The 20,687-nt window shown below is 33.1% G+C and carries 27 protein-coding genes and 1 pseudogene; 22 read left to right on the top strand and 6 right to left on the bottom strand.

The window, feature by feature from the left end; all coding sequences use genetic code 11:
* Window positions 1-6: 6 nt before the first annotated feature.
* The 13 genes and pseudogenes from AC22L0_RS10260 (at window position 7) to AC22L0_RS10200 (ending at window position 9,634) form a co-directional block, all read left to right on the top strand.
* A complete protein-coding gene (locus AC22L0_RS10260; protein ID WP_000617511.1) occupies window positions 7-519 on the top strand; it encodes a GNAT family N-acetyltransferase in 513 nt (170 codons plus the stop codon).
* A 127-nt stretch (window positions 520-646) separates the two neighbouring features.
* Window positions 647-1,428, top strand: a pseudogene (locus tag AC22L0_RS10255) (serine hydrolase).
* Entirely contained in the window at window positions 1,425-1,796 is a 372-nt protein-coding gene (locus tag AC22L0_RS10250) for a hypothetical protein (RefSeq protein ID WP_000827981.1), read from the top strand. The pseudogene AC22L0_RS10255 and the gene AC22L0_RS10250 overlap by 4 nt, the downstream one beginning before the upstream one ends.
* A gap of 28 nt (window positions 1,797-1,824) precedes the next feature.
* Entirely contained in the window at window positions 1,825-2,241 is a 417-nt protein-coding gene (locus tag AC22L0_RS10245; protein WP_000680418.1) for a GNAT family N-acetyltransferase, read from the top strand.
* A gap of 35 nt (window positions 2,242-2,276) precedes the next feature.
* On the top strand, window positions 2,277-2,681 hold the full coding sequence (locus AC22L0_RS10240; RefSeq protein WP_000288970.1) for a GNAT family N-acetyltransferase: 405 nt from the start codon (window positions 2,277-2,279) through the stop codon (window positions 2,679-2,681).
* A 15-nt stretch (window positions 2,682-2,696) separates the two neighbouring features.
* On the top strand, window positions 2,697-3,050 hold the full coding sequence (locus AC22L0_RS10235) for an MmcQ/YjbR family DNA-binding protein (protein ID WP_000994622.1): 354 nt from the start codon (window positions 2,697-2,699) through the stop codon (window positions 3,048-3,050).
* Window positions 3,051-3,071: 21 nt separating this feature from the next.
* The gene (locus AC22L0_RS10230; RefSeq protein WP_487272257.1) at window positions 3,072-3,779 is read left to right on the top strand and encodes a class I SAM-dependent methyltransferase; all 708 of its coding nucleotides are present in this window, start codon (window positions 3,072-3,074) and stop codon (window positions 3,777-3,779) included.
* Between the two features lie 65 nt (window positions 3,780-3,844).
* Window positions 3,845-4,231, top strand: coding sequence for a ribosomal maturation YjgA family protein (locus AC22L0_RS10225; protein ID WP_001093461.1), 387 nt, complete (start codon window positions 3,845-3,847; stop codon window positions 4,229-4,231).
* Between the two features lie 24 nt (window positions 4,232-4,255).
* The gene (locus tag AC22L0_RS10220) at window positions 4,256-5,185 is read left to right on the top strand and encodes a phosphotransferase enzyme family protein (RefSeq protein ID WP_087967024.1); all 930 of its coding nucleotides are present in this window, start codon (window positions 4,256-4,258) and stop codon (window positions 5,183-5,185) included.
* Entirely contained in the window at window positions 5,182-5,685 is a 504-nt protein-coding gene (locus tag AC22L0_RS10215) for a DNA topology modulation protein (protein WP_487272256.1), read from the top strand. Before AC22L0_RS10220 ends, AC22L0_RS10215 begins: the two co-directional genes overlap by 4 nt.
* Before the next feature lie 161 nt (window positions 5,686-5,846).
* Complete coding sequence (locus AC22L0_RS10210; RefSeq protein ID WP_000180359.1) at window positions 5,847-6,527, top strand: formylglycine-generating enzyme family protein; 681 nt, start codon at window positions 5,847-5,849, stop codon at window positions 6,525-6,527.
* Between the two features lie 92 nt (window positions 6,528-6,619).
* Window positions 6,620-7,813: a macrolide family glycosyltransferase gene (locus tag AC22L0_RS10205; RefSeq protein ID WP_087967026.1), complete on the top strand. Its 1,194-nt coding sequence runs from the start codon at window positions 6,620-6,622 to the stop codon at window positions 7,811-7,813.
* Between the two features lie 453 nt (window positions 7,814-8,266).
* Window positions 8,267-9,634 carry a lytic polysaccharide monooxygenase gene (locus tag AC22L0_RS10200; protein ID WP_087967028.1) on the top strand — a complete coding sequence of 456 codons (1,368 nt, stop codon included), beginning with the start codon at window positions 8,267-8,269 and terminating at the stop codon, window positions 9,632-9,634.
* Window positions 9,635-9,760: 126 nt separating this feature from the next.
* Here the strand turns inward: AC22L0_RS10200 and AC22L0_RS10195 are convergent, their stop codons facing one another.
* The 3 genes from AC22L0_RS10195 to AC22L0_RS10185 all read right to left on the bottom strand — a co-directional run bounded on the left by AC22L0_RS10195 (window position 9,761) and on the right by AC22L0_RS10185 (window position 11,297).
* Complete coding sequence (locus AC22L0_RS10195) at window positions 9,761-10,195, bottom strand: GNAT family N-acetyltransferase (protein WP_001190864.1); 435 nt, start codon at window positions 10,193-10,195, stop codon at window positions 9,761-9,763.
* 114 nt (window positions 10,196-10,309) lie between these two features.
* Window positions 10,310-10,972, bottom strand: a complete 663-nt coding sequence (gene rpiA / locus AC22L0_RS10190; protein WP_001049986.1) for a ribose 5-phosphate isomerase A — start codon at window positions 10,970-10,972, stop codon at window positions 10,310-10,312.
* A gap of 4 nt (window positions 10,973-10,976) precedes the next feature.
* Window positions 10,977-11,297 (bottom strand): 2Fe-2S iron-sulfur cluster-binding protein, encoded by a 321-nt coding sequence (locus AC22L0_RS10185; RefSeq protein WP_001125388.1) that lies wholly within the window; start codon window positions 11,295-11,297, stop codon window positions 10,977-10,979.
* A 142-nt stretch (window positions 11,298-11,439) separates the two neighbouring features.
* On the opposite strand from AC22L0_RS10185, the gene AC22L0_RS10180 reads away from it, so the two are divergent.
* Window positions 11,440-12,126, top strand: a complete 687-nt coding sequence (locus AC22L0_RS10180) for an RNA polymerase subunit sigma-70 (protein ID WP_000337520.1) — start codon at window positions 11,440-11,442, stop codon at window positions 12,124-12,126.
* A gap of 21 nt (window positions 12,127-12,147) precedes the next feature.
* On the top strand, window positions 12,148-12,729 hold the full coding sequence (clpP, locus tag AC22L0_RS10175; protein WP_000991611.1) for an ATP-dependent Clp endopeptidase proteolytic subunit ClpP: 582 nt from the start codon (window positions 12,148-12,150) through the stop codon (window positions 12,727-12,729).
* Between the two features lie 46 nt (window positions 12,730-12,775).
* Here clpP and AC22L0_RS10170 read toward each other — a convergent pair whose 3' ends face one another.
* Window positions 12,776-13,633, bottom strand: coding sequence for a glycine betaine ABC transporter substrate-binding protein (locus AC22L0_RS10170; protein WP_001227619.1), 858 nt, complete (start codon window positions 13,631-13,633; stop codon window positions 12,776-12,778).
* A 171-nt stretch (window positions 13,634-13,804) separates the two neighbouring features.
* Between AC22L0_RS10170 and AC22L0_RS10165 the strand changes: the two genes are divergently transcribed.
* The gene (locus AC22L0_RS10165; protein WP_000370606.1) at window positions 13,805-15,010 is read left to right on the top strand and encodes a quaternary amine ABC transporter ATP-binding protein; all 1,206 of its coding nucleotides are present in this window, start codon (window positions 13,805-13,807) and stop codon (window positions 15,008-15,010) included.
* The gene (locus AC22L0_RS10160) at window positions 15,003-15,839 is read left to right on the top strand and encodes an ABC transporter permease (protein ID WP_001084761.1); all 837 of its coding nucleotides are present in this window, start codon (window positions 15,003-15,005) and stop codon (window positions 15,837-15,839) included. Before AC22L0_RS10165 ends, AC22L0_RS10160 begins: the two co-directional genes overlap by 8 nt.
* 53 nt (window positions 15,840-15,892) lie before the next feature.
* Here AC22L0_RS10160 and AC22L0_RS10155 read toward each other — a convergent pair whose 3' ends face one another.
* Entirely contained in the window at window positions 15,893-16,129 is a 237-nt protein-coding gene (locus tag AC22L0_RS10155; protein WP_000283222.1) for a hypothetical protein, read from the bottom strand.
* 217 nt (window positions 16,130-16,346) lie between these two features.
* On the opposite strand from AC22L0_RS10155, the gene AC22L0_RS10150 reads away from it, so the two are divergent.
* From AC22L0_RS10150 to AC22L0_RS10135, 4 genes are all read left to right on the top strand, one after another.
* The gene (locus tag AC22L0_RS10150; protein WP_002196584.1) at window positions 16,347-16,514 is read left to right on the top strand and encodes a glycine zipper domain-containing protein; all 168 of its coding nucleotides are present in this window, start codon (window positions 16,347-16,349) and stop codon (window positions 16,512-16,514) included.
* Between the two features lie 91 nt (window positions 16,515-16,605).
* The gene (locus AC22L0_RS10145) at window positions 16,606-17,106 is read left to right on the top strand and encodes an HIT family protein (RefSeq protein WP_139894526.1); all 501 of its coding nucleotides are present in this window, start codon (window positions 16,606-16,608) and stop codon (window positions 17,104-17,106) included.
* Window positions 17,090-17,926, top strand: coding sequence for a PP2C family serine/threonine-protein phosphatase (locus tag AC22L0_RS10140; protein WP_135238445.1), 837 nt, complete (start codon window positions 17,090-17,092; stop codon window positions 17,924-17,926). Before AC22L0_RS10145 ends, AC22L0_RS10140 begins: the two co-directional genes overlap by 17 nt.
* Window positions 17,927-18,198: 272 nt before the next feature.
* On the top strand, window positions 18,199-18,582 hold the full coding sequence (locus AC22L0_RS10135) for a DUF4181 domain-containing protein (protein ID WP_000528450.1): 384 nt from the start codon (window positions 18,199-18,201) through the stop codon (window positions 18,580-18,582).
* 76 nt (window positions 18,583-18,658) lie between these two features.
* Here the strand turns inward: AC22L0_RS10135 and AC22L0_RS10130 are convergent, their stop codons facing one another.
* A complete protein-coding gene (locus AC22L0_RS10130; protein WP_001034787.1) occupies window positions 18,659-19,504 on the bottom strand; it encodes an oxidoreductase in 846 nt (281 codons plus the stop codon).
* 135 nt (window positions 19,505-19,639) lie between these two features.
* On the opposite strand from AC22L0_RS10130, the gene AC22L0_RS10125 reads away from it, so the two are divergent.
* Window positions 19,640-20,599, top strand: a complete 960-nt coding sequence (locus AC22L0_RS10125) for a helix-turn-helix transcriptional regulator (RefSeq protein WP_000856359.1) — start codon at window positions 19,640-19,642, stop codon at window positions 20,597-20,599.
* The last annotated feature ends 88 nt before the right edge of the window (window positions 20,600-20,687 follow it).

Raw genomic sequence — 20,687 nt, 5'->3', positions numbered from 1 at the left:
AAAATAATGATAAGGGAAGCAACGAAAAAAGATTTAGCATACATTTTAGATATTTATAACGATGCGATACTTTATACAACAGCTGTATATGCGTATAAACCTGTAACCCTTGAAAATAGAATAGATTGGTATGAACAAAAAAAGGCTGAAGAGTATCCAATTATCGTATATGAATTAGATAATAAAGTAGTAGGATTTGCGACATTCGGCCCATTTAGAGCGTGGCCTGCTTATAAATATTCAGTTGAACATTCTGTGTATGTAGATAAGGCATATAGAAAAAATGGCATTGGGTCTTCATTAATGAAAGAATTAATCAAAATTGCAAAGGAAAGAGAGTATATGACCTTAATTGCTGGAATTGATGCAGAGAATGAGAAAAGTATTGCCTTGCATCAAAACTATGGATTTGTTCATGCAGGAACAATAAAAAAAGCTGGTTATAAGTTTAATAAATGGCTAGATTTAGCTTTTTATCAGCTGGAACTTAACGGTCCTGAAAATCCTATAGAAGAATAAATATTTTTCGGTAGCAAGAAAAAATTCATGCTACCTTTTTCTTATTTTAATAGCTAATGAAAAGGTTTTTTACATTCAATGTTGAAATATTAGAAGTTAATATAACGATATAAAAAGAGGGATAGAAATGGAAACTGTTATAAATAAAATAAAATAAAAGAGGTACAATCTAATTATGTGGGAATGGCAATTTATTCTACAAAAAATAATCGTATAGTTGCTTCGTATAATAGTGAATTAAATATTCCGTTAGCATCAGCAGCAAAATTAGTCATTGGATTTGTAGTAACGCAAATGGTGAAGGAAAATAAACATAATTGGAATGATATACTTCATTACATTAAATTTAATCCACATGAAGATAGTGCGCAGTTATATCCGCATTTACAAGGAAGAACTTCTTTAACACTTAGTCAAGCGGTAGAGGTAATGATTGCTTGTCATGATAGTTACGTTGCACAGTCAGTTGTAATGCACTGTGGTGGATGGGATGCTGTGAAAATGTACGCACAAACGTACTTTTCAAAAATTCATATACAAGAGAATGCTAGAGATGAGAAAAATGTTGGAGAATTAAGTGAAGTTCTTGCCCTTTTCATACAAACCTTTCAAGGTTATAAATCAGAACCAGAATTATGGGAACCAATTATTAGCGGCATGGTAAGACAGCAAGGAGAGTATGAAGAAATTCCATATTATCATATAACTCATATGACAGGTGGATTACTCACAGCTACAATAAATATTGGTATTATAGGAATGTTTAACGAATTTCCACTTCTTTATGTAATTGGGGGAAAAGATTTACCGAATCGCCGTGAAAATAAAGAGGTAGATGAAGCTTTTGCAGTAGTTTTAAAGTACATATACAAAGAATATAGTGAAAGCATGCTAGGAGTGAGCGATTGAAAAGAAACTTAAAGACTTTAACAATCATTATTTTAATTTTAACGATTATTGCTCTTGAAGTTGGAATCGCCCTATATGATCACAATTTGTCATTAGATACAATTTACTTTGCAGCGATCCTTATTTGTATTGTATTGCTTTTTGGCACACGTGTTTCTGAAGAGAAAGAAAGTACATCGAAACGAGGGCGAAGAAAAATAGCTGTTATATTTTGGCCATCTATTTTATTGTCTATCGCTTGTTTTGCAGTTATAAATTACATAAGGGTAGGCTATGTCTCTGTACCAGGGATAATTGGCTTTTCATGCTTTGTTACATATGGTGGATTCGTTTTGATTAGTATTTTAAAGGGGAAAAATAAAATGTAGCTTACTAAGTTGAAAGGAAGCAATGTATATGAAACATATAGAGAACGGTACACGTATTGAAGGAGAATACATTAAAAATAAAGTCATTCAATATAATATGTCCATCTTAACAGATGAAGTAAAACAGCCGATGGAAAAAGTAAGCCTCGTAGTAAAAAATGAAGAAGGAAAAATATTTGGTGGTGTAACAGGTACGATGTATTTTTATCATCTTCATATCGACTTTTTATGGGTTGATAAATCAGTTCGTCATGACGGTTATGGTAGTCAACTGTTACATAAAATTGAAGAAATTGCGAAGGAAAAAGGGTGCAGATTAATATTGCTAGATTCATTTAGTTTTCAAGCGCCAGAATTTTATAAAAAGCACGGTTACCGAGAGTATGGTATCGTTGAAGATCATCCAAAAGGTCATAGTCAGCACTTTTTTGAAAAGAGATTATAATAATATTATGTATACTGATTGATGGGAAAAAGCATATGTACACGTATAAATTGCAACAAGAACAACCAATCTGTGCAGAAAAAATTAAGAAGCTTTATGATTCTGTCGGCTGGTGGCCAGAAAGAAAAGAAGTCGATATTGAAAAAATGTTAAAGAATAGTATAGCCATTGGAGTATGGGAAGAAAATGAATTAGTTGGATTTGCTAGAGTCGTTTCTGATGGTGTTTTTCGAGCATACATTGAAGATGTTGTCGTACATGAGAATGTAAGAAATAAAGGTATTGGAGAGAAAATGCTTACAATATTACTTCGAGAAATATCTCATATTAATATTGTTAGTCTATTTTGCGGAGAGAAGCTAATAAAGTTTTACGGTGAGCAGCAATTTCAAGCAACGAAGCAAATTGTGATGCATCGTAATCAAACAGGGAAAGAATAAGAGGTGCCAATTAAAATGAATGCAACAAGAGCGTACTGTTTATCGAAAAGAAAAGCGACAGAAGATTCTCCAGATGGCTGGAGTGCAACATGTATGAGGCTTAATAATAAAATATTTGCGATAGTAAATCATGAAGAAGGTGAAAAGGCTGCGATTACATTGAAGTGTGATCCAGAAGTCGCATTAAGAATAAGAGAAGATTATCCAGAAACAATTATTCCAGGGTATCATATGAATAAAAAACATTGGAATACCGTTTATATTCATAAGGGTATAGAGCAGGAGCAAATTAATAAAATGATTGATTGGTCGTATGATTTAGTACTACAATCATTTTCAAAGAAAAAGCAGCAGGAGTTAATGGATTAATATGTATTAGGAGTGTGTGTAATGAAAGATTCGATTAAAGATACGTATGATAAATTAGCGAGTACATATAAAGAAAATCTAGTTTTCGCAAATCCATATAACAGTTATTATGAAAGACCGGCGATGATGGAGCTTATTCCAAAGGAACTAGAAGGAAAAAAGATATTAGATGCTGGATGTGCAGCTGGATGGTATACTTCTCAATTCATAGGAAGAGGAGCAAATGTTACAGCAATTGATGTAAGTCCTGAAATGGTAAAAGCAGCAAAAGAAAATATAGGAGAAGAAGCGACGTTCCTTTGTCATGATCTGCAAGAAACATTGCCATTTGAAGATAATACGTATGATGTGATTGTAAGTTCATTAACTCTTCATTATATAGAAAATTGGAATCAAGTATTTCAAGAATTTCGTCGTGTATTGAAGCCAGGTGGAGAACTTATTTATTCTATTCATCATCCTTTTATGGATTTCACAAAGTTTCCATGTGAAAATTATTTTGAAAAACAGTTATTAATAGATACTTGGGTTAAACCGAATATTACTATTGAAGTCAAGTTTTTTAGAAGATCATTACAAGACATACTAAATGAAACTACAAATTATTTTGTATTAGAAGAGATAGTGGAACCGAAGGCAATTGAAAAAATGAAAGAAGTAAGCGAAAAATCATATCATTATTTAAATATGAATCCACATTTTCTTATCATAAAAGCAATCAATAAATAGCTAGTAAAATAACTTTGTTTTACTAGCTATTTACAGTTTTACATTACATATTAGGAGACTTTAAAATGAATACGAAACGAAATAGAGTAGTATATGCACTATTTACTATAGTTGTTATTATTTTAGGTCTTAGCTCAAGAAAGTTTGCTTTTGCACTACCACATCTATTAAATGATTATTTAGGTGATGCATTATGGGCATTAATGATTTTCACTGGCTTTGGATTTTTGTTTCCTAAAACAGAGACGAAGAAGTTGGCTTTTATTAGTTTAATGTTTTGCTACGGGATTGAAGCGAGCCAATTGTATCATGCGGAATGGATAGATAGCATTCGTGCAACGACTTTGGGGGGACTCGTGTTGGGATACGGTTTTTTGTGGAGTGATGTAGTGGCTTATACAATTGGTGTTGGAGTGGGAATACTGTGTGAGGTTATTTTTCGGAAGAAATAAGAATTGTAAAAGGGGTATTTGTAAATGGAACAAGCACTGGAAATTGCAAAGCTTTGGTTTCGAAATGAACATGTCACAGCTACTGTAATGCAACCAAAAGTAGCGAAGGTTTTATGCAAGAATAAAGAGTACATTTTAAAGAGAACGGGATCGATAAAGCAATTTCTAGTTGAATTCGATGTTTTGAAGCAACTGTATGAAAAGGGAATTAAAGTACAGAGAGTAGTAAAGACAGAAAATGATGAACAATATGTATTATATAAAGAAAAATATTATTGCTTATATGAGTATGTTGCCGGAAGTGTTTTAGAAATAAAAGATACGAATAAGCTGGAAAGGCTAGCAAGTACAATTGGAGAAGAAATAGCTAATCTGCACAAAGCATTACATTCGGTGAATAGTGACCATGAGTTAATAAAAAGAGATTTATATAAGATGGTATTTGAATGGGCTATACCGATTTTAGAAAAGAATGAGTATGTTCATCGAGAGGTAATTCAAAAGATGGAGCGAATGCACGCAGCTTTCAAGGAAACGGTCCATTCATTACCGAGACAAATTATTCATCGTGATATGCATCTATCAAATGTAATCTTTAAAGATGATAAACTGGAAGGGTTTATAGATTTTGAGATTTTAGAAAATAATGTAAAAATATTTGATTTATGTTATTGCTGTACAAGTGTATTAAGCGAGCTATTTAGTAATGAAAGATTAAGAGGGAAATGGTTACATATCGTTAGCAAAGTCTTTGAAGGTTATTATAAACAAAATGATTTAACGAAAGAAGAACTAAAAGCTATTTGGTATGTTATGCTTTCAATTCAAATTATCTTTATTGCTTATTTTGTCCAGTTACCAGATTTATTAAAGTTAAATGAAGAAATGTTCTTCTGGATTTTTGCTAATAAGGAAGCTATTGAAGAAGTTATAGAATGTATCGTAAAGGTATGAAAAAAATAATATTAATTGGTTCTGGTGGTTCAGGAAAATCTACATTAGCAAGGCAGTTAGGAAATAAATTAAATATTAAGGTGCATCATCTTGATGCATTATTTTGGAAACCGAATTGGGAAGGTGTTCCGAGAGAAGAACAAATAGCAGTTCAAAATAACTTAATTAAAGATGAGAAGTGGATTATTGATGGGAATTATGGCGGGACGATGGATATCAGACTGAATGCAGCTGATACAATTATCTTCCTTGATATTCATAGAACAATTTGTATTTATCATGCGTTTAAAAGAATTGTAAAATACCGGAATAAAACAAGACCAGATATGGGCGCGGGATGTGAAGAAAGATTTGATTTGCAATTTTTTAAATGGATATGGAAATATCCTAATGCTAAACGACCTACAATTTTAAAAGGGTTAGAGCAATTGTCCGAAGAGAAAAAGGTTATTGTTTTAAAATCTCCAAATGAGGTTCGGAAATTTTTAGAGCACATATAATAATACAATGTGACACAACAATTCTTTTTGGATCTTACCGATTAGTTTAATTAAACTAATCGTTTTTTATTATGAAAAATTTAACGCTTTTTGAAAATTGTATTTTGTAATGAGTATATGACTATAAAATCATATAAAATGAACGTTTGGAGGAATAGAAAATGACTAATGATTTAATTCAAACAATCGATTCATTAATGGTAAATATTCCAGCTGGAGAGGTAGTATTAAGAGATGATCGAATAAAAAAAGAATGGCTAGTGCAAATTCAACCATTTCTTCTTGCGAAGTATGCTGTAACAATGGAACTATATGATGCTATTACAAATAGTCCATTAAATAATTTTGATAAAAATCATAAACCAGTTGTCAATATTTCATGGAACGATGCCATTGCGTTTTGTAATGTACTTTCAAAAAAAGCGGGATTAAAAGAATATTATTCTATTAGTGATGGTGGTCAAATTGTGAAATGTAATTTAGATTCAAATGGCTACCGATTACCATGTGAGGCAGAGTGGCAATATGCATGTAAAGCAAGTACAACCGGATATACATACGGGAAACTTCATGATATAGCGTGGTATAATGAAAATTCAAATGGAGAGATTCATGACGTTGGCCAAAAAGAACCGAATGCATGGGGACTTTATGATATGCTAGGGAACGTTTGGGAATGGTGTTATGATTTGTATGATGAAACAGTGTACGGATCATATCGCATTTTTCGTGGTGGTAGTTGGGCTGAAACAGCGAGAGGGTGCGGCGCTACTTGTCGTCGTCGAAGCCATCCTACATTTCATATAGATGATCTCGGTTTTAGACTCGCTAGGTCAATTTAGTAGGAACATGCTACGAACAACTAAGAAAAGAGTATGGAGAAAATCCGTACTCTTGCCAACATAGAAACGATTTAACGTAAGGAGTGTTTATTATGGCGCGTGTTTTATTTATTAACGCTGGATCAGAAGGACATATAAATCCAACTTTACAAGTTGTAGAAGAATTGATTTCTCGTGGTGAAGAGGTCGTTTATTTTTCAATAGAAGCTTTCAGGGATCGGATTGAGAAGACAGGTGCTACTGTACGAACGATTGATGATCAAAAATTTATAAAAGCGTTTCTATCTGGAGGCAGAAATTATTTACAGGAAAGAATAAACGGCCTTCTACATACAGCGGATATTGTAATATCTAGCGTTCTAGAACAAATTGAAGGTGAACATTTTGATTACATGATTCATGATTCTATGTTTGGTTGTGGCCATTTAATTGCTCAAATTCTTAAACTTCCAGCCATAAATTCATGCACATCTTTTGCGCAGGATGAAAAATCTTTTGAGCAAATGTTAGGTCATCTGTCAAAAAATATCCCAGTAGAAATTCATGATAAAATACAGAATGATTTTCAAAACTTAACGAAGGGAATTGCTGAAAAATATGGTGTTGAAATAAAATCATCGTATGAAGTTTTCTGTAATCCTGCACCTCTTACTATTGTGTATACAATTAAGGAGTTTCAGCCTTTTGGTGATACGTTTGATGAAACATATAAATTTGTAGGACCATCTATCTCTGCACAAATGAAAAACAGAGACGTTGATTTTACTTCAATTGAAGAAAAAAGTCCGATTTATATTTCATTAGGTACTGTTTTTAATGAAGCGATTGACTTTTATAAACTGTGTATGAAGGCCTTTGAGAATAGTGAGCATACAATTGTTATGTCTATTGGTAATAATACAAAAATAAGTGATCTAGGCGAAATCCCTAAAAACTTCATTGTGAAAAACTATGTGCCTCAAACCGAACTGCTTACTTATACGAAACTATTTATTACACACGGCGGGATGAACAGTACGCATGAAGGATTATATAACGGGGTTCCGCTCGTTGTAATACCGCAAAGTGCAGATCAGCCAGCAATTGCAAAGCAAGTGGAGAGTCTTGGAGCAGGAGTTCAATTACATATGAATGAATTAACCGTGGAGAAATTGCGTGAAAGTGTGGAGTTAATTTTAAATAACCCTTCATATAAAGAGGCTGCTTTGAATTTGAAGGAATCATTCCGAACATCGGGTGGATATAAGGAAGCTGTTGATGAAATTTTTACATTTGTAGGTCAGTAATAAATATAAAGTTATACATGAAAAAAGTGTCTATATTAAATGATATAGACACTTTTCTGTTGTAGGAAGAGAAGAATTGTTTAAATGGAAAAAATGAAAATACTAAATGTGAATTTTGAGAACTAAGTCTACAATTTCTGCTGCACACTTTTATTTTATCCCGTATTAACCGACCGTAAAACCCCAACTAATTAAAGTTTTAATTTATGATTTCAGGATGTGGTTTTATATGTTAGTAATAATTTCACTGTTTCTGCACAACTTCTGCACATGCTTAGGCGAGTTCTATGTCATGATATATTCATAAAGTGAAATATTTCACAAGGAAAAAATATATTTTCACTGCGGTGTATGCATAATTAACACATACATCGGTACAAGTTTGTCTCTTGTTATTCTTTTACATCAAAGCCCACATTCCACTACAAAGTATAACAAGAAGGGGACATGAACATGAATAATCGATTTTTAAAACAACTACAAAATATGAAAATGAACAAAAAAAGTTTAGGAGTTGTAGCATTAACAGCTGGAATTATTAGTACGACACTTATTCCTCAAAATGCTTATGCGCACGGTTTTGTTGAAAAGCCCGGTAGCCGATCCGCTTTATGTAGTCCAACTTATGGTGCGCTAAATGTAAACTGTGGAAGTGTTATGTATGAACCACAAAGTTTAGAAGCTCCAAAAGGGTTCCCACAAGGTGGTCCAGTAGATGGACAAATTGCTTCAGCAGGCGGAAAATTTGGTGGTATTTTAGATCAACAAACAGCAAATCGTTGGTTTAAAAATACAATCACTGGTGGGGAAAATACATTTACTTGGAAGTATACTGCGCCTCACTTAACGAGTAAGTGGCATTACTATATTACTAAAAAAGGATGGAATCCAAATAAAGCGCTAACAAGAGCAGATTTCGAACCAATTGGAACTGTACAACATGATGGTTCTGCAGCTTCAAATAATTTAACTCATAAAATCAATGTACCTACTGATCGTAGTGGATATCATGTGATTTTAGCAGTATGGGATGTAGCTGATACAGCAAATGCATTCTATAATGTAATTGATGTTAATCTTATTAATGATGTGAAACCAGACATAGAAGCACCAAGTATTCCAAATGGACTTCAGACGCAAAAAGTAACAGCGAATAGTGTAGAACTAACATGGAACGCTTCTACGGATAATGTAGGGGTAAAAGGATATCAAATCTTCCGTAACGGAGAGATGATTGATACAGTACCAGGGCCTCATTTTATTGATAAGAAGTTACAACCAAGTACAGAATACTCTTATACTGTAAAAGCAATTGACGCAGCTGGCAATGTATCGACAGAAAGTACAGCGCTTACAGTAAAAACGACAGTTGAGACTCCTGATACAGAAGCACCAACACAACCAAAAGGATTACATAGTATGGGAACGACAGCGTCAAGTGTGGATTTAATGTGGAGTCCATCTGACGATAATATTGGTGTAGACCATTATGATATTTATAGAGAAACAGAAGGATCAATGAAAAAGATTGCAACATCCAATACAACTTCTTATTTGGATAAAAATCTGCTCGCTAATACTACTTATAAATATGTAGTGAAAGCTGTTGATGTAGCTGGAAATGAATCCGTACAGAGTGATATATTCACAATTACTACAAAAACCGAAAGCGCTTCATATGAAGCGTGGGATGCAAAAAAAGCATATAAAAAGGGAGATAGAGTTTTACACGAAGGAAAAGTATATGAAGCAGTCCAGAGTTATCAAGGAAATGGTGATCCAAACTGGATTTATGCATTATCATTATGGAAAACAGTGTAAGCTTTACTTAGGTATGAACTAAGAGATGATGGGCTTTGATGCAAAAGGTAATCTTGAGAATTCACTTTTCTATTAATAAAAAAGGGTAGTGTATGAATACATAAGATTCATATACTACCCTTTTTATTATGATAACATTTTCGTCATAAGTATGTGCGGAATGCCATCTTCCATAAATATATCAGAAGAAGTTTCATAGTCTAATTTTTTATAAAATCCTTCAGCTTGTGTTTGACCGTGTAGTTTCACTTTCGTAACTTGTTCGTTACGAGCAAGTTCTTCTAACGTTTGAATGATGACTTTACCTAATCCGTATGTACGATAATCTTTTAAAATACAAATACGTTCTAATTTTCCGACACCATCAACAAATCGTATACGACCTGTGCCTACAGGAAGTTCATGATAATAAACTAAAATATGTTTACATTGCTCTCCGATTTCATCGAATGTATCGAATTCATCTGCAAGAGGGACACCTTGTTCTTTTACAAATACTTCTTTTCGAATATGAAAGGCAGTTTCTAAATCAGCAAGTTCTGTTATAAGTTTGGATTGCAAAATGTTCAGTCCTTTCTAGTGTAATCAGTTTGCGTTTTCCTAGTATATCATAATAAAGCACTATTAAGAGAAGAAGAACATACTAAAAAGCCAACTTTAAAAAGTTAGCTTTTATTACAATTTCTTTATCCCATTTTTAGTACCAATAATTGCTGTACTCGTCATACTTATAAACAACCCTGTTTCAACTACACCAGTAATCATTTTTAATTGGGTGTGTAAATGGGCAGGATTAGAAATATGATTAGGGAATATACAATCGATAATCAGGTTATTGTTATCGGTTATATAAGTTTCATCATTTTTCAAACGTAATGTGGTTTGACACCCTAAAGACTGAATTTTATTTTCGGTTTGTTTCCATGAAAAAGGGATGATTTCAACAGGTAATGGAAAATTACCTAAATGTGTTACAAATTTCGATTCATCAGCAATGATAATTAGTTCTTTAGAGGAAGAGGCAACGATTTTTTCACGAAGTAATGCACCACCACCGCCTTTTATAAGTTGTAAATTTGAATCAATTTCATCCGCTCCATCAATTGTAAGATCAAGGCTTTGTACGTCGTTTAACGAAATTAGGGGGATATTTAGTTGCTGTGCTAATGCTTCAGTTTCCTTTGATGTTGGTACAGCTTGAAATGATAATCCTTCTTTTACACGTTCACCTAATTTTTGTATTGTCCAATATACAGTAGAACCTGTACCAAGCCCAATTTTCATGCCATCATTTACAAAGTTAGCAGCATATTCGCCAGCGAGCTGTTTTAAATTCATCACTTTACTCCGCCGGGCGTGGCCCAGCATCAAGACCTGAATTTTCAACTGTAAGTACCGGACGAACGACTATATCTTTATGTACACGCATTTGACAAGATAATCGTAAATGATCTTCAATTCCTTTTTCCGTCATTGCATGTTTCTCATTCGCACTCGCTTCACAGAAATCACCTGCTAGTATTTCTACTCTACAAGTTGTACAACGTGCATTCCCGCCGCAACGATGAAGAATGTTGACACCGCTATCTTCAATTGCTAATACTAACTTTGTTCCTTCTTTCACATCAAAAGTTCCCGCACCTTCAATTGTTAATTTTGGCAAATTTGTTCCTCCTCACGTAAAATTGTACATAACATATTTATGACCGCGAATTATTGAACATAAACATTATTTTTTTATATCCCCGTAACTTTTTTTAATGTTGAATCGTTTATTAAGTAAGCGCTGAAAAGGAGTGGTTATTTTGTGCACAAAAGTAACTCATGTTTTAAAGAATCATATCGATATGAATCATTCAAATATAAACTTTTTAATTGAACAATATGGAGAGTTAAAAAGATACTGTACTTTTTTAACGAAAAACAAATGGGATGGGGAAGATCTCGCCCAAGAAACAGTGTGTAAAGTGCTTCGAAAATATAGAAATAAAGATATTTGTATGACACTCGTCTATAAAATAGCAAGAAATCGTTGGTTAGATCAGATGAAGTCTAAGTCTGTTCATGAAAAAATAAGAGGACAAATCACTTTTGAAGAACCACATGAGAACATTGCAGATTTGCATGAAATGGTAGGGAAAGTATTGTCTTCATTAAATGTACAGCAATCCGCAATTTTATTATTAAAAGATGTTTTTCAATATAGTATCGCTGATATTGCTAAAGTGTGTTCTGTATCAGAAGGTGCAGTGAAAGCTTCTTTATTTCGGAGTAGAAATAGGCTGAAAACTGTAAGTGAAGAAGGGATTGAGATAGTCGAATTCACAGAGGATATTGAAGTTGTTGTAACATCTATTCGTGAGGAAAGACCAGAATTATTAACGAAGCTTCTTCCGACAATAGATTTTACTAAATTACCATCTAAACAGCCAGTCTTATTATTTAATGTGAAAAACCCTTCTTCCTACAGTTATATGCTTTACGCAGCATAACAAGTATTGGAGGGATTTAAAATGAATGCAATTCCATATGTAGTAGAACAAACAAAATTAGGAGAACGTTCCTATGATATATATTCAAGGTTATTAAAAGACCGCATTATTATTATCGGCTCAGAAATTAATGATCAAGTAGCGAGTAGTGTCGTAGCGCAATTATTATTTTTAGAAGCAGAAGATGCAGAAAAAGATATATTCTTATACATCAATAGCCCTGGCGGTTCAACGACAGCAGGTTTTGCAATATTAGATACGATGAATTTAATTAAACCAGATGTGCAAACGCTATGCATGGGCTTTGCGGCATCATTCGGTGCATTGTTATTATTATCAGGAGCAAAAGGAAAACGGTTTGCTCTCCCTAACAGTGAAATTATGATTCATCAGCCGCTTGGTGGTGCACAAGGGCAAGCAACAGAAATTGAAATAACTGCGAAAAGAATATTAAAGTTAAAGCATGATATTAATAAAATGATTGCAGAAAAAACGGGGCAACCGATTGAAAGAGTAGCACATGATACAGAAAGAGATTATTTTATGACTGCAGAAGAAGCGAAGGCATATGGGATTGTAGATAACGTTGTTACGAAAAAATAAGTTAAAAACAGGCTAGAGGATATGCTAACCCTCTAGCCTATTTTTATTAATCTTTTATCCATTCATCAACTAGCGCTTGATTCTTCTTAATCCATTTTCGCGCCGCTTCTTCGGGATCTTTCGTTTTATTTAACTCGACCATTAATGTACCAAGCTGTTCATCGTTCATCTTCCATTTGTCAAAGTATTTTATGATATCCGGATGGTCTTTTTCGAAACCTTTACGAACAGAGTAATAAATGTCATCTTTTTCACCATATACTTTCTTAGGGTCTTTTAAATATTTTAAGTCAAATTCTGAAAAGCCCCAATGCGGATTCCAAAGCGTAACAGCGATTGGTTTCTTTTTCGTATATGCTTTCTTTAGTTCACTCATCATCGCAGCTTCAGAGGATTGGACAAGTTTTAGTTTTATATCATATTCTTTCATTGCTTTATTCGTTAAATTCATAAGACTACTACCGGGTTCGATACCGACAATTTTATTCTCTAGTTCATCTTTATGAGCATTTAAATCTTCGATACTGTTTATGTTTTTCATATAAGAAGGGACGACTAAACCTAGTCCAGTACCTTCGTACCATTTTGATTTTAAGACAATATCATCTTTATAACGATCGTTTAGCGGTTTATCTGTAACTGGTAGCCATACTTCTAAATTCGCATCAACATCACCACGAGCGACACCAGTCCAAATTGCGGCTTTTTCTAAATACATGAGCTCAACTTTGTAGCCTTTTTCTTCTAATAAAACTTTCCACATGTTTGCGGTTGCAATATTTTCTTTCCAACTTGTTACACCAAGTTTAATTTTTCCTTTCGAATTTGCATTTGTTGCATTACATGAAGTGAAAATCATAGTAATAAATAATGCAAGGCATATAAACCAAATTTTCTTTCGCATCGAAAACCTCCTAAGTAACGTTTGCCTTATAAAATAAATGTATAAGTAAGCATTCTTATTATGAACGGAAACGAGAATTTTAAAGAAATCTTATGAATGTCATTTTTATGTAATATTTCTTGGTAAAATCGCAACACTATGTGAATAGATGGGTAGAAAAGGAGTAGTGACATGGATAATACAAAGGTGCGTGTTGAAAACGTAACAAAAGTATTCGGGAAACATCCGCAAAGGGCCCTTTCCTTATTAAAAGAAGGAAAAAGTAAATCGGAAATTTTAAAAGAGACAGGAATGAACGTTGGGGTGAAAAAAGCAACGTTTGAAGTTTACTCTGGAGAGATTTTCGTTATTATGGGTTTGTCTGGTAGCGGGAAATCTACGCTAGTTCGTATGTTAAATCAATTGATTAAACCAACTGCAGGTCATATATACATAGATGGTGAAGACATCGCAACGATGGGAAAAGAAGAGTTACGGAGAGTAAGAAGAACGAAAATGAGTATGGTATTTCAGAAATTCGCTCTATTTCCGCATCGTACAGTTATACAAAATGTTGCATATGGTTTAGAAATACAAGGAGTTCCGGTTGAAGAGCGAGAGAAAAAAGCGTTAGAATCGCTACAGTTAGTAGGACTCGATCATCATAAAGATAATTACCCAAGTCAACTTAGTGGTGGTATGCAACAGCGCGTTGGAATTGCAAGGGCACTAACGAATAATCCAGATGTATTACTAATGGACGAGTCATTCAGTGCATTAGATCCACTTATTCGAAAAGAAATGCAAGATGAATTGTTAGAGTTACAAGATAAAATGGAAAAAACGATTATATTTATTACGCATGATTTAGACGAAGCGCTTCGAATTGGAGATCGTATCGCATTAATGAAAGATGGAGAAATCGTCCAAATTGGAACACCAGAAGAAATTATGATGAGCCCCGCTAATGAATTTGTAGAAAAGTTTGTTGCGGATGTGAATTTAGGAAAAGTAATTACGGCGGAGTCTATTTTAAAACGACCAGAAACTTTATTAATTGATCGTGGTCCTCGTGTAGCCCTTCAAATTATGAGGAATGCAGGTGTTTCAACTGTATATGTTGTAAACAAAAAGTATGAGTTTTTAGGTATATTAACTGCGGATGATGCGAGTAAAGCAGTACAAAAACAGTGGCCGATTGCTGATTTATTACTTAATGATATTCCGCATGTGTATTTGGATACTTTACTGGAAGAGACATATGCAAAAATGGCAGAGATGAAATATCCGTTACCAGTAATCGATGAGAAGAAAAGGCTAAGAGGAATTATTAAACGTGAAAGTGTCATTCAAGCTCTTGCAGGAAACATTGAGGAAGAGGTGAAAGACGATGAATAGTATACCGCGGATTCCATTAGGGGAATGGGTCGACTCATTTGTTGCAAGTTTATATGAGCACTTTGAAGGCTTATTCCGAGGATTCTCTTATATTATTGGCGGATTTGTTGATTTACTCACTAATTTTTTAACAATAATACCCGCCATATTGATGATTATTATCTTATGTTTCCTCATTTGGTACACAACGAGGAAATTATCTTTAGTCATTTTTACGCTTATTGGATTATTATTTATTTTGAATATTAACTACTGGGCACAAACGATGCAAACATTGGCACTCGTACTTACGTCTGTTATTATTTCAATTATTGTCGGAATTCCAATTGGTATATTAGCATCTCAAAATGAACGTTTCTCAAAATTTTTAAAACCAACATTAGATTTTATGCAAACAATGCCTGCATTCGTATACCTTATTCCAGCGATTACATTTTTCGGAGTAGGTGTAGTACCTGGAATTATTGCATCAGTAATCTTTGCAATGCCACCGACAATTCGTTTTACTGACTTAGGAATTAGACAAGTTCCAGAAGATTTAATTGAAGCAGCGAATGCGTTTGGATCCACGGCATCACAAAAACTATTTAAAGTACAATTACCACTTGCAACCGGAACGATTATGGCTGGTGTGAACCAAAGCATTATGCTTTCGTTATCGATGGTTGTAACAGCATCACTTGTAGGAGCTCCAGGACTTGGAGTTGATGTATATCGCTCTGTAACACAAGTTAATATCGGAATGGGATTTGAAGCTGGATTAGCTATCGTAGTAATCGCAATTATATTAGATCGAATTACACAAGGGCTCCATACGAAAAGAAAATAATGAATAAAAAACACACTTTTATAATACAAAGTGTGTTTTTTATTGCATCCAGATCACATACGAACGATAACAGAACCTCCAGCTGGTGCACAAACTTGGTTTTTTTGTTGTTCCATTGATTTAATTAATTGATTATTTTCCTCGATTAATGAGATTAATTTAGTTAATTGATTTTCAAGACTTGCAATACGCTGCATCATATATTGTGAATCATGATGCAATGTATTCCTTGCGGGATGAGGGGAATAAACATACTGTTGATTTATATTTGGATTCCAATGAGGATACATTTGAATCGTTCCTCCTTCAATAAATTACGAAGCTTTCTTATAGTAAATGCCTATGTATAATTAATAGTTACTTGAAAATTTTCCAATATAAAAGGAGTATGTACAGAAAATGGAAAATATTATATGTGAAGTTACAGTACATTTTTTGGAAATATTTAAGCGAGATAGTCCTTATATTAATACATTCAAGTAAATGTATGTTATTTAGGGAGAAATGATGGGAGGAGATGTGATTTTGGCTAAAAATAAAAAAAGAAATGATGCTTTGGCAATAGGTGTCGGTATAGGGGTTGTAATTGGTGTATTTCAAGGGCACTTTACAAATAATTTAGTAATAGGAATTGTAATTGGGATTATAATTGTGATTGCGTTTTTGAAGAAATAATGAGATGTAAATTCATTTCAAAAATTGTTGTATCAAAAGAATGAAAATTCGGAATACGAAACCTGTTTTTCCTTTTTTTGTGATATTATATATGAAAAGGAAGGTGATGGATATGTCAACAAACAATCAAATAGAACAAAACTGTTTCATTTGCAAAAAACATATAGGAAATATTATAGTTCCAGGTGGAGCTATTTACGAAGATGAACTCGTTTACGTTGGACATGTCCACTGGGATAGTGAAGAAACATACCTGGGTTATGTAATGATAGATATAAAAAGACATGTACCTGGCCTTGCTGAACTAACAGATGAAGAAGCGAAAGCGTTCGGACTTATAACAAGTAGAGTAAGTAAAGCGCTAAAAGAAAGCGAAGGTGCAGAGCATATTTACACTTTTGTTTCAGGAAATAGTGTACCACATATGCATATGCACATTATTCCGCGTTATCCGAATACACCAAAAGAGTTTTGGTCACCAACCGAGATAGCGAAATGGACTGGCGCACCATATGGTGACGAAGAGAAAATAAAAAAACTATGTGAAAGAATACGAAAGTATATGGTAAATGAGTATGCATACAAAAAATAATACACAATATTCATGGGTTGGAAATATAGAAATGTGTTTAGGAGAAATTTCAGTTAAACAATATGGTGATATTGTACTTGGTAAATATGGTGGGAATATAAGTGCTGGAGCGAAAAAGAATGAAGATGGTGCATTAGTTTGGTCAAATGGCGAATGGGAATTTGCAGCTATATTAGATGGACATAATAGTGCAGAAAGTGTTGATTTAGTAGTAAATACAATCGAAAAAGAATATGAAAATATAAAAGTAATTTTGAATGAACCAATTAATACAGTGTTTCAATCTGTTGAAAATCATATACTGACAATTTTTCAGGCATCTTCATTTAAGGAAAAGTGCAAAAAAATTAAAGGTGAAACAGCTTGCTTACTATGTGTAAGGAAAGAAAATTATATATGGTGGCTTTCTATCGGTGATTGTTTAGTGTATGTATTTCATGAAGAGTTACATAAGTTAGGACAATATGCATTAAATCAACGTCATTTTTACGAATGGATTGGAAATGTAAACACATTTGATTTACCTGTTCCTTGCTATTCATCAGGTATTCGTGAATTACGTACTGGAAAGAACCGAATTGTAATGGTGACAGATGGAGTATTAGAATGCGGGGAACGCCGATATGAAATACCTGTAAATTTGTATAATGCTATGAACAGAAATGATAAAACACTTAAAGAAAATATTCACAATGTTTTAGAACACGTGCATCATCAGTTGGGACGTGATAGTGCGACTATAATTAGTTGGGACGTTGAAAATAAAGAGAATGCTACGTATCCGAGTGATCAGCCGGAGAAAATGAAAGTAAGAAAATAAAAGGATAGTTTTTTTGTCAATTAGAAAAATAACTCTATTAATTTTATGAGTACTATCTGCATTCATTTTGAAAAAATAGCAAGAAAAAAGGTATACATCCCGAAGAAAAGGATGGGAAATAGATTGTTGCTGTACAATACATAAAACATGTCTTGATAAAACTACTACTAAAGAAGTAAGCATAAAGAAAATGAAGATATTATCGAAACATTAAAAAATTATATAGTCCACTTTGTTACGAAAACATAATTAATTTAATAGGAGGGAATGCAATGGGCAACTCTACTATTTGGATTATAGTTATTAGTATGATAATTGGAGGATATTTTTTAGAAAAGTTTTTAAGGAAAAAATTAAATATGCCAAAGGGGAATGTTTGGATATATAAACATATAAATGGTTTACATGTAAAATTAGAAATAGGTCTTTTTATCATATATCTTATAGTAAGTTTTATTTATCTGTTCAAAGTAGAAAATGCTAATATAGGAATTGCTGTACTTACTTATTTTGGAGCAATTTCCTTATTACGCGTATGGATGGAATGGAAGTATAACAGAGAAACAAAGGAATATATTCTTTCTATAATTGGATTCTTTGCATTTGTTTTTATGGTTTCAATGTTACTTTATTTTGATCCTCTTTCTACATATTAATATCGTTTTGTTTTTTTATGATGAATATTTAAAAAGAGTAGCTACCATTATTTATCTTGATAGTTACTCTTTTTATTTACAACTTCCTAAAACTCCTCAAAACAAGATATTCCCACAATCTCCAAGGAAGAATCTTCTTCGCAAAGATCATAAATTTCACACCTTTACCGATTGGATATCGTAAATTTGTACGCTTAGATTCAGCAATTTCTACAATTTTATTAGCAACATCTATCGGATTACCAAATGTATCACTGCCGCTATTAATATGTTTTTGTATTTTATCCATATACTCTTTGTAAGGAGATGTTGTATCAGATTGGTTTTCAGCGAGTTGTTTCCCAACCTCCCATATGTTTGTGTTATAAGAACCTGGTTCAATTAAAGCAACATCTATTCCGAAAGGTTTTACTTCTAAGCGAAGTGATTCACTCCAGCCTTCTAATGCATATTTTGAAGATACATAAGGAGATAAACCAGGGAATCCAACTTGGCCGCTAATGCTGCTAATATTAATGATTTTTCCACTTCTTTGTTTTCTCATATACGGTAAGACAAGCTGAGTAATTGATATAGCCCCAAATAGGTTCGTTTCAAATTGTTTGCGGTATTCCTCTACTGGAATTTCTTCTACAAAGCCCCCATTTGCATATCCTGCGTTATTAATAAGTAGGTCTACTCTGTTTATTTCTTTTATATATAATTGAAAGTTATGTATAGAATTTTGATCTGTTACATCTAATTGTTGAACTTTTATATTTTGCTGTAAGTTGAGTTCAGTAACTTGAGATAGTAAGGTTCCTTGTTTTTCTAGGTTTCGCATTGTAGCAATGACTAAATAGTCTTTTTTCGCAAGTTCAAGCGTTGCTAATAGGCCGAATCCACTTGAAGCCCCAGTAATAATTGCAATTTTTTTATTCATTGTCGGCTCGCTTTCTTTTTCTTTTATCATAACGAGATATAAAGGTAAAAGCTATTTATTGTATAAAGATATTTGTTATAATTGAAAATGATTATCAATTGATTGTAATTTGTATATAAAAGGAGTGTGGATTTCATGAAGACTAACAGTTTTCATGATATTTTTAGTAAATATTTTCATGGGTTACAAGTTGTAGAAGAAAGATATATGTATGTGCCAAAAACAATAGGTATGGGTGAAGTGCGAAGGTGGAGCTCGTTTTCTGGAATGGAAATAGTGCTATCAAATTACCAGTTTCATAAAAACCATCGCATTCAATTTGCATCGGATGCAGCAATGGTGGAACTTAATTTTTGTTTACAAGGATCCGGGGAAGTACAAGTTGGTTACTCTACAAATAAATTAATGGCTGGGAATAGCTATTTATATTTTATGAATGACTTTGAAGTTCTATTTGAATATGAAAAAGAAACTCCACTATATTCATTAGCAATTGGAATTCCTGTACAGTTGTTTAATCATTTCATGCTAAATTGTGCTATTGAAAAAAGTCATGATTTTCATACTATAATAGGAAATCAATCTTTTAAAAAGTTTCAAACCCCCATTGATGCCCTAACATCTAATATTATTAAGAGAATGTTAGAGAATCCCCAAAAGGATCGTATTAATCAACTCGAAATAGAAAGTAAAGCGCTCGAATTGCTTTCTATATACTTTGGGAAAGTATTACTGAATGATCGTGATGCAAATAAAAGGAGCCAATTATCCAAAAAGGATTTAAATAAAATAAAACAAGCTGAAGAAATTTTACTTCAAAGAATGGAGTCACCCCCATCATTATTAGAATTGGCTAAAATAGTAGGATTAAATGATTATAAATTAAAAATTGGTTTTAAAGAATTATTTGGCACGTCCACATTTGCATATTTAAGAGAACAGCGAATGGAAAGAGCAATGCTTTTATTGCGTTCGGGAACTAGTAATGTGACCGAAACGGCAGTTGCTGTTGGATACAATAATATTAGTCATTTTTCAGAGTCATTTAAAAAGAAATATGGAATGAAACCTTCTGAAATTTTGCGTATGTATTAAAAATCCGTTATACCGTAAACTCCTCCACCATTTGGTAGTTGTATTTTGTCATAATCATTATAATTACAATCAACATCCAATTGGAAAT

It is taken from the genome of Bacillus sp. LQ01, from assembly GCF_057624735.1.
The sequence above is the reverse complement of the archived record's forward strand: the minus strand, read 5'-3'. Positions and strand labels throughout refer to the sequence as shown.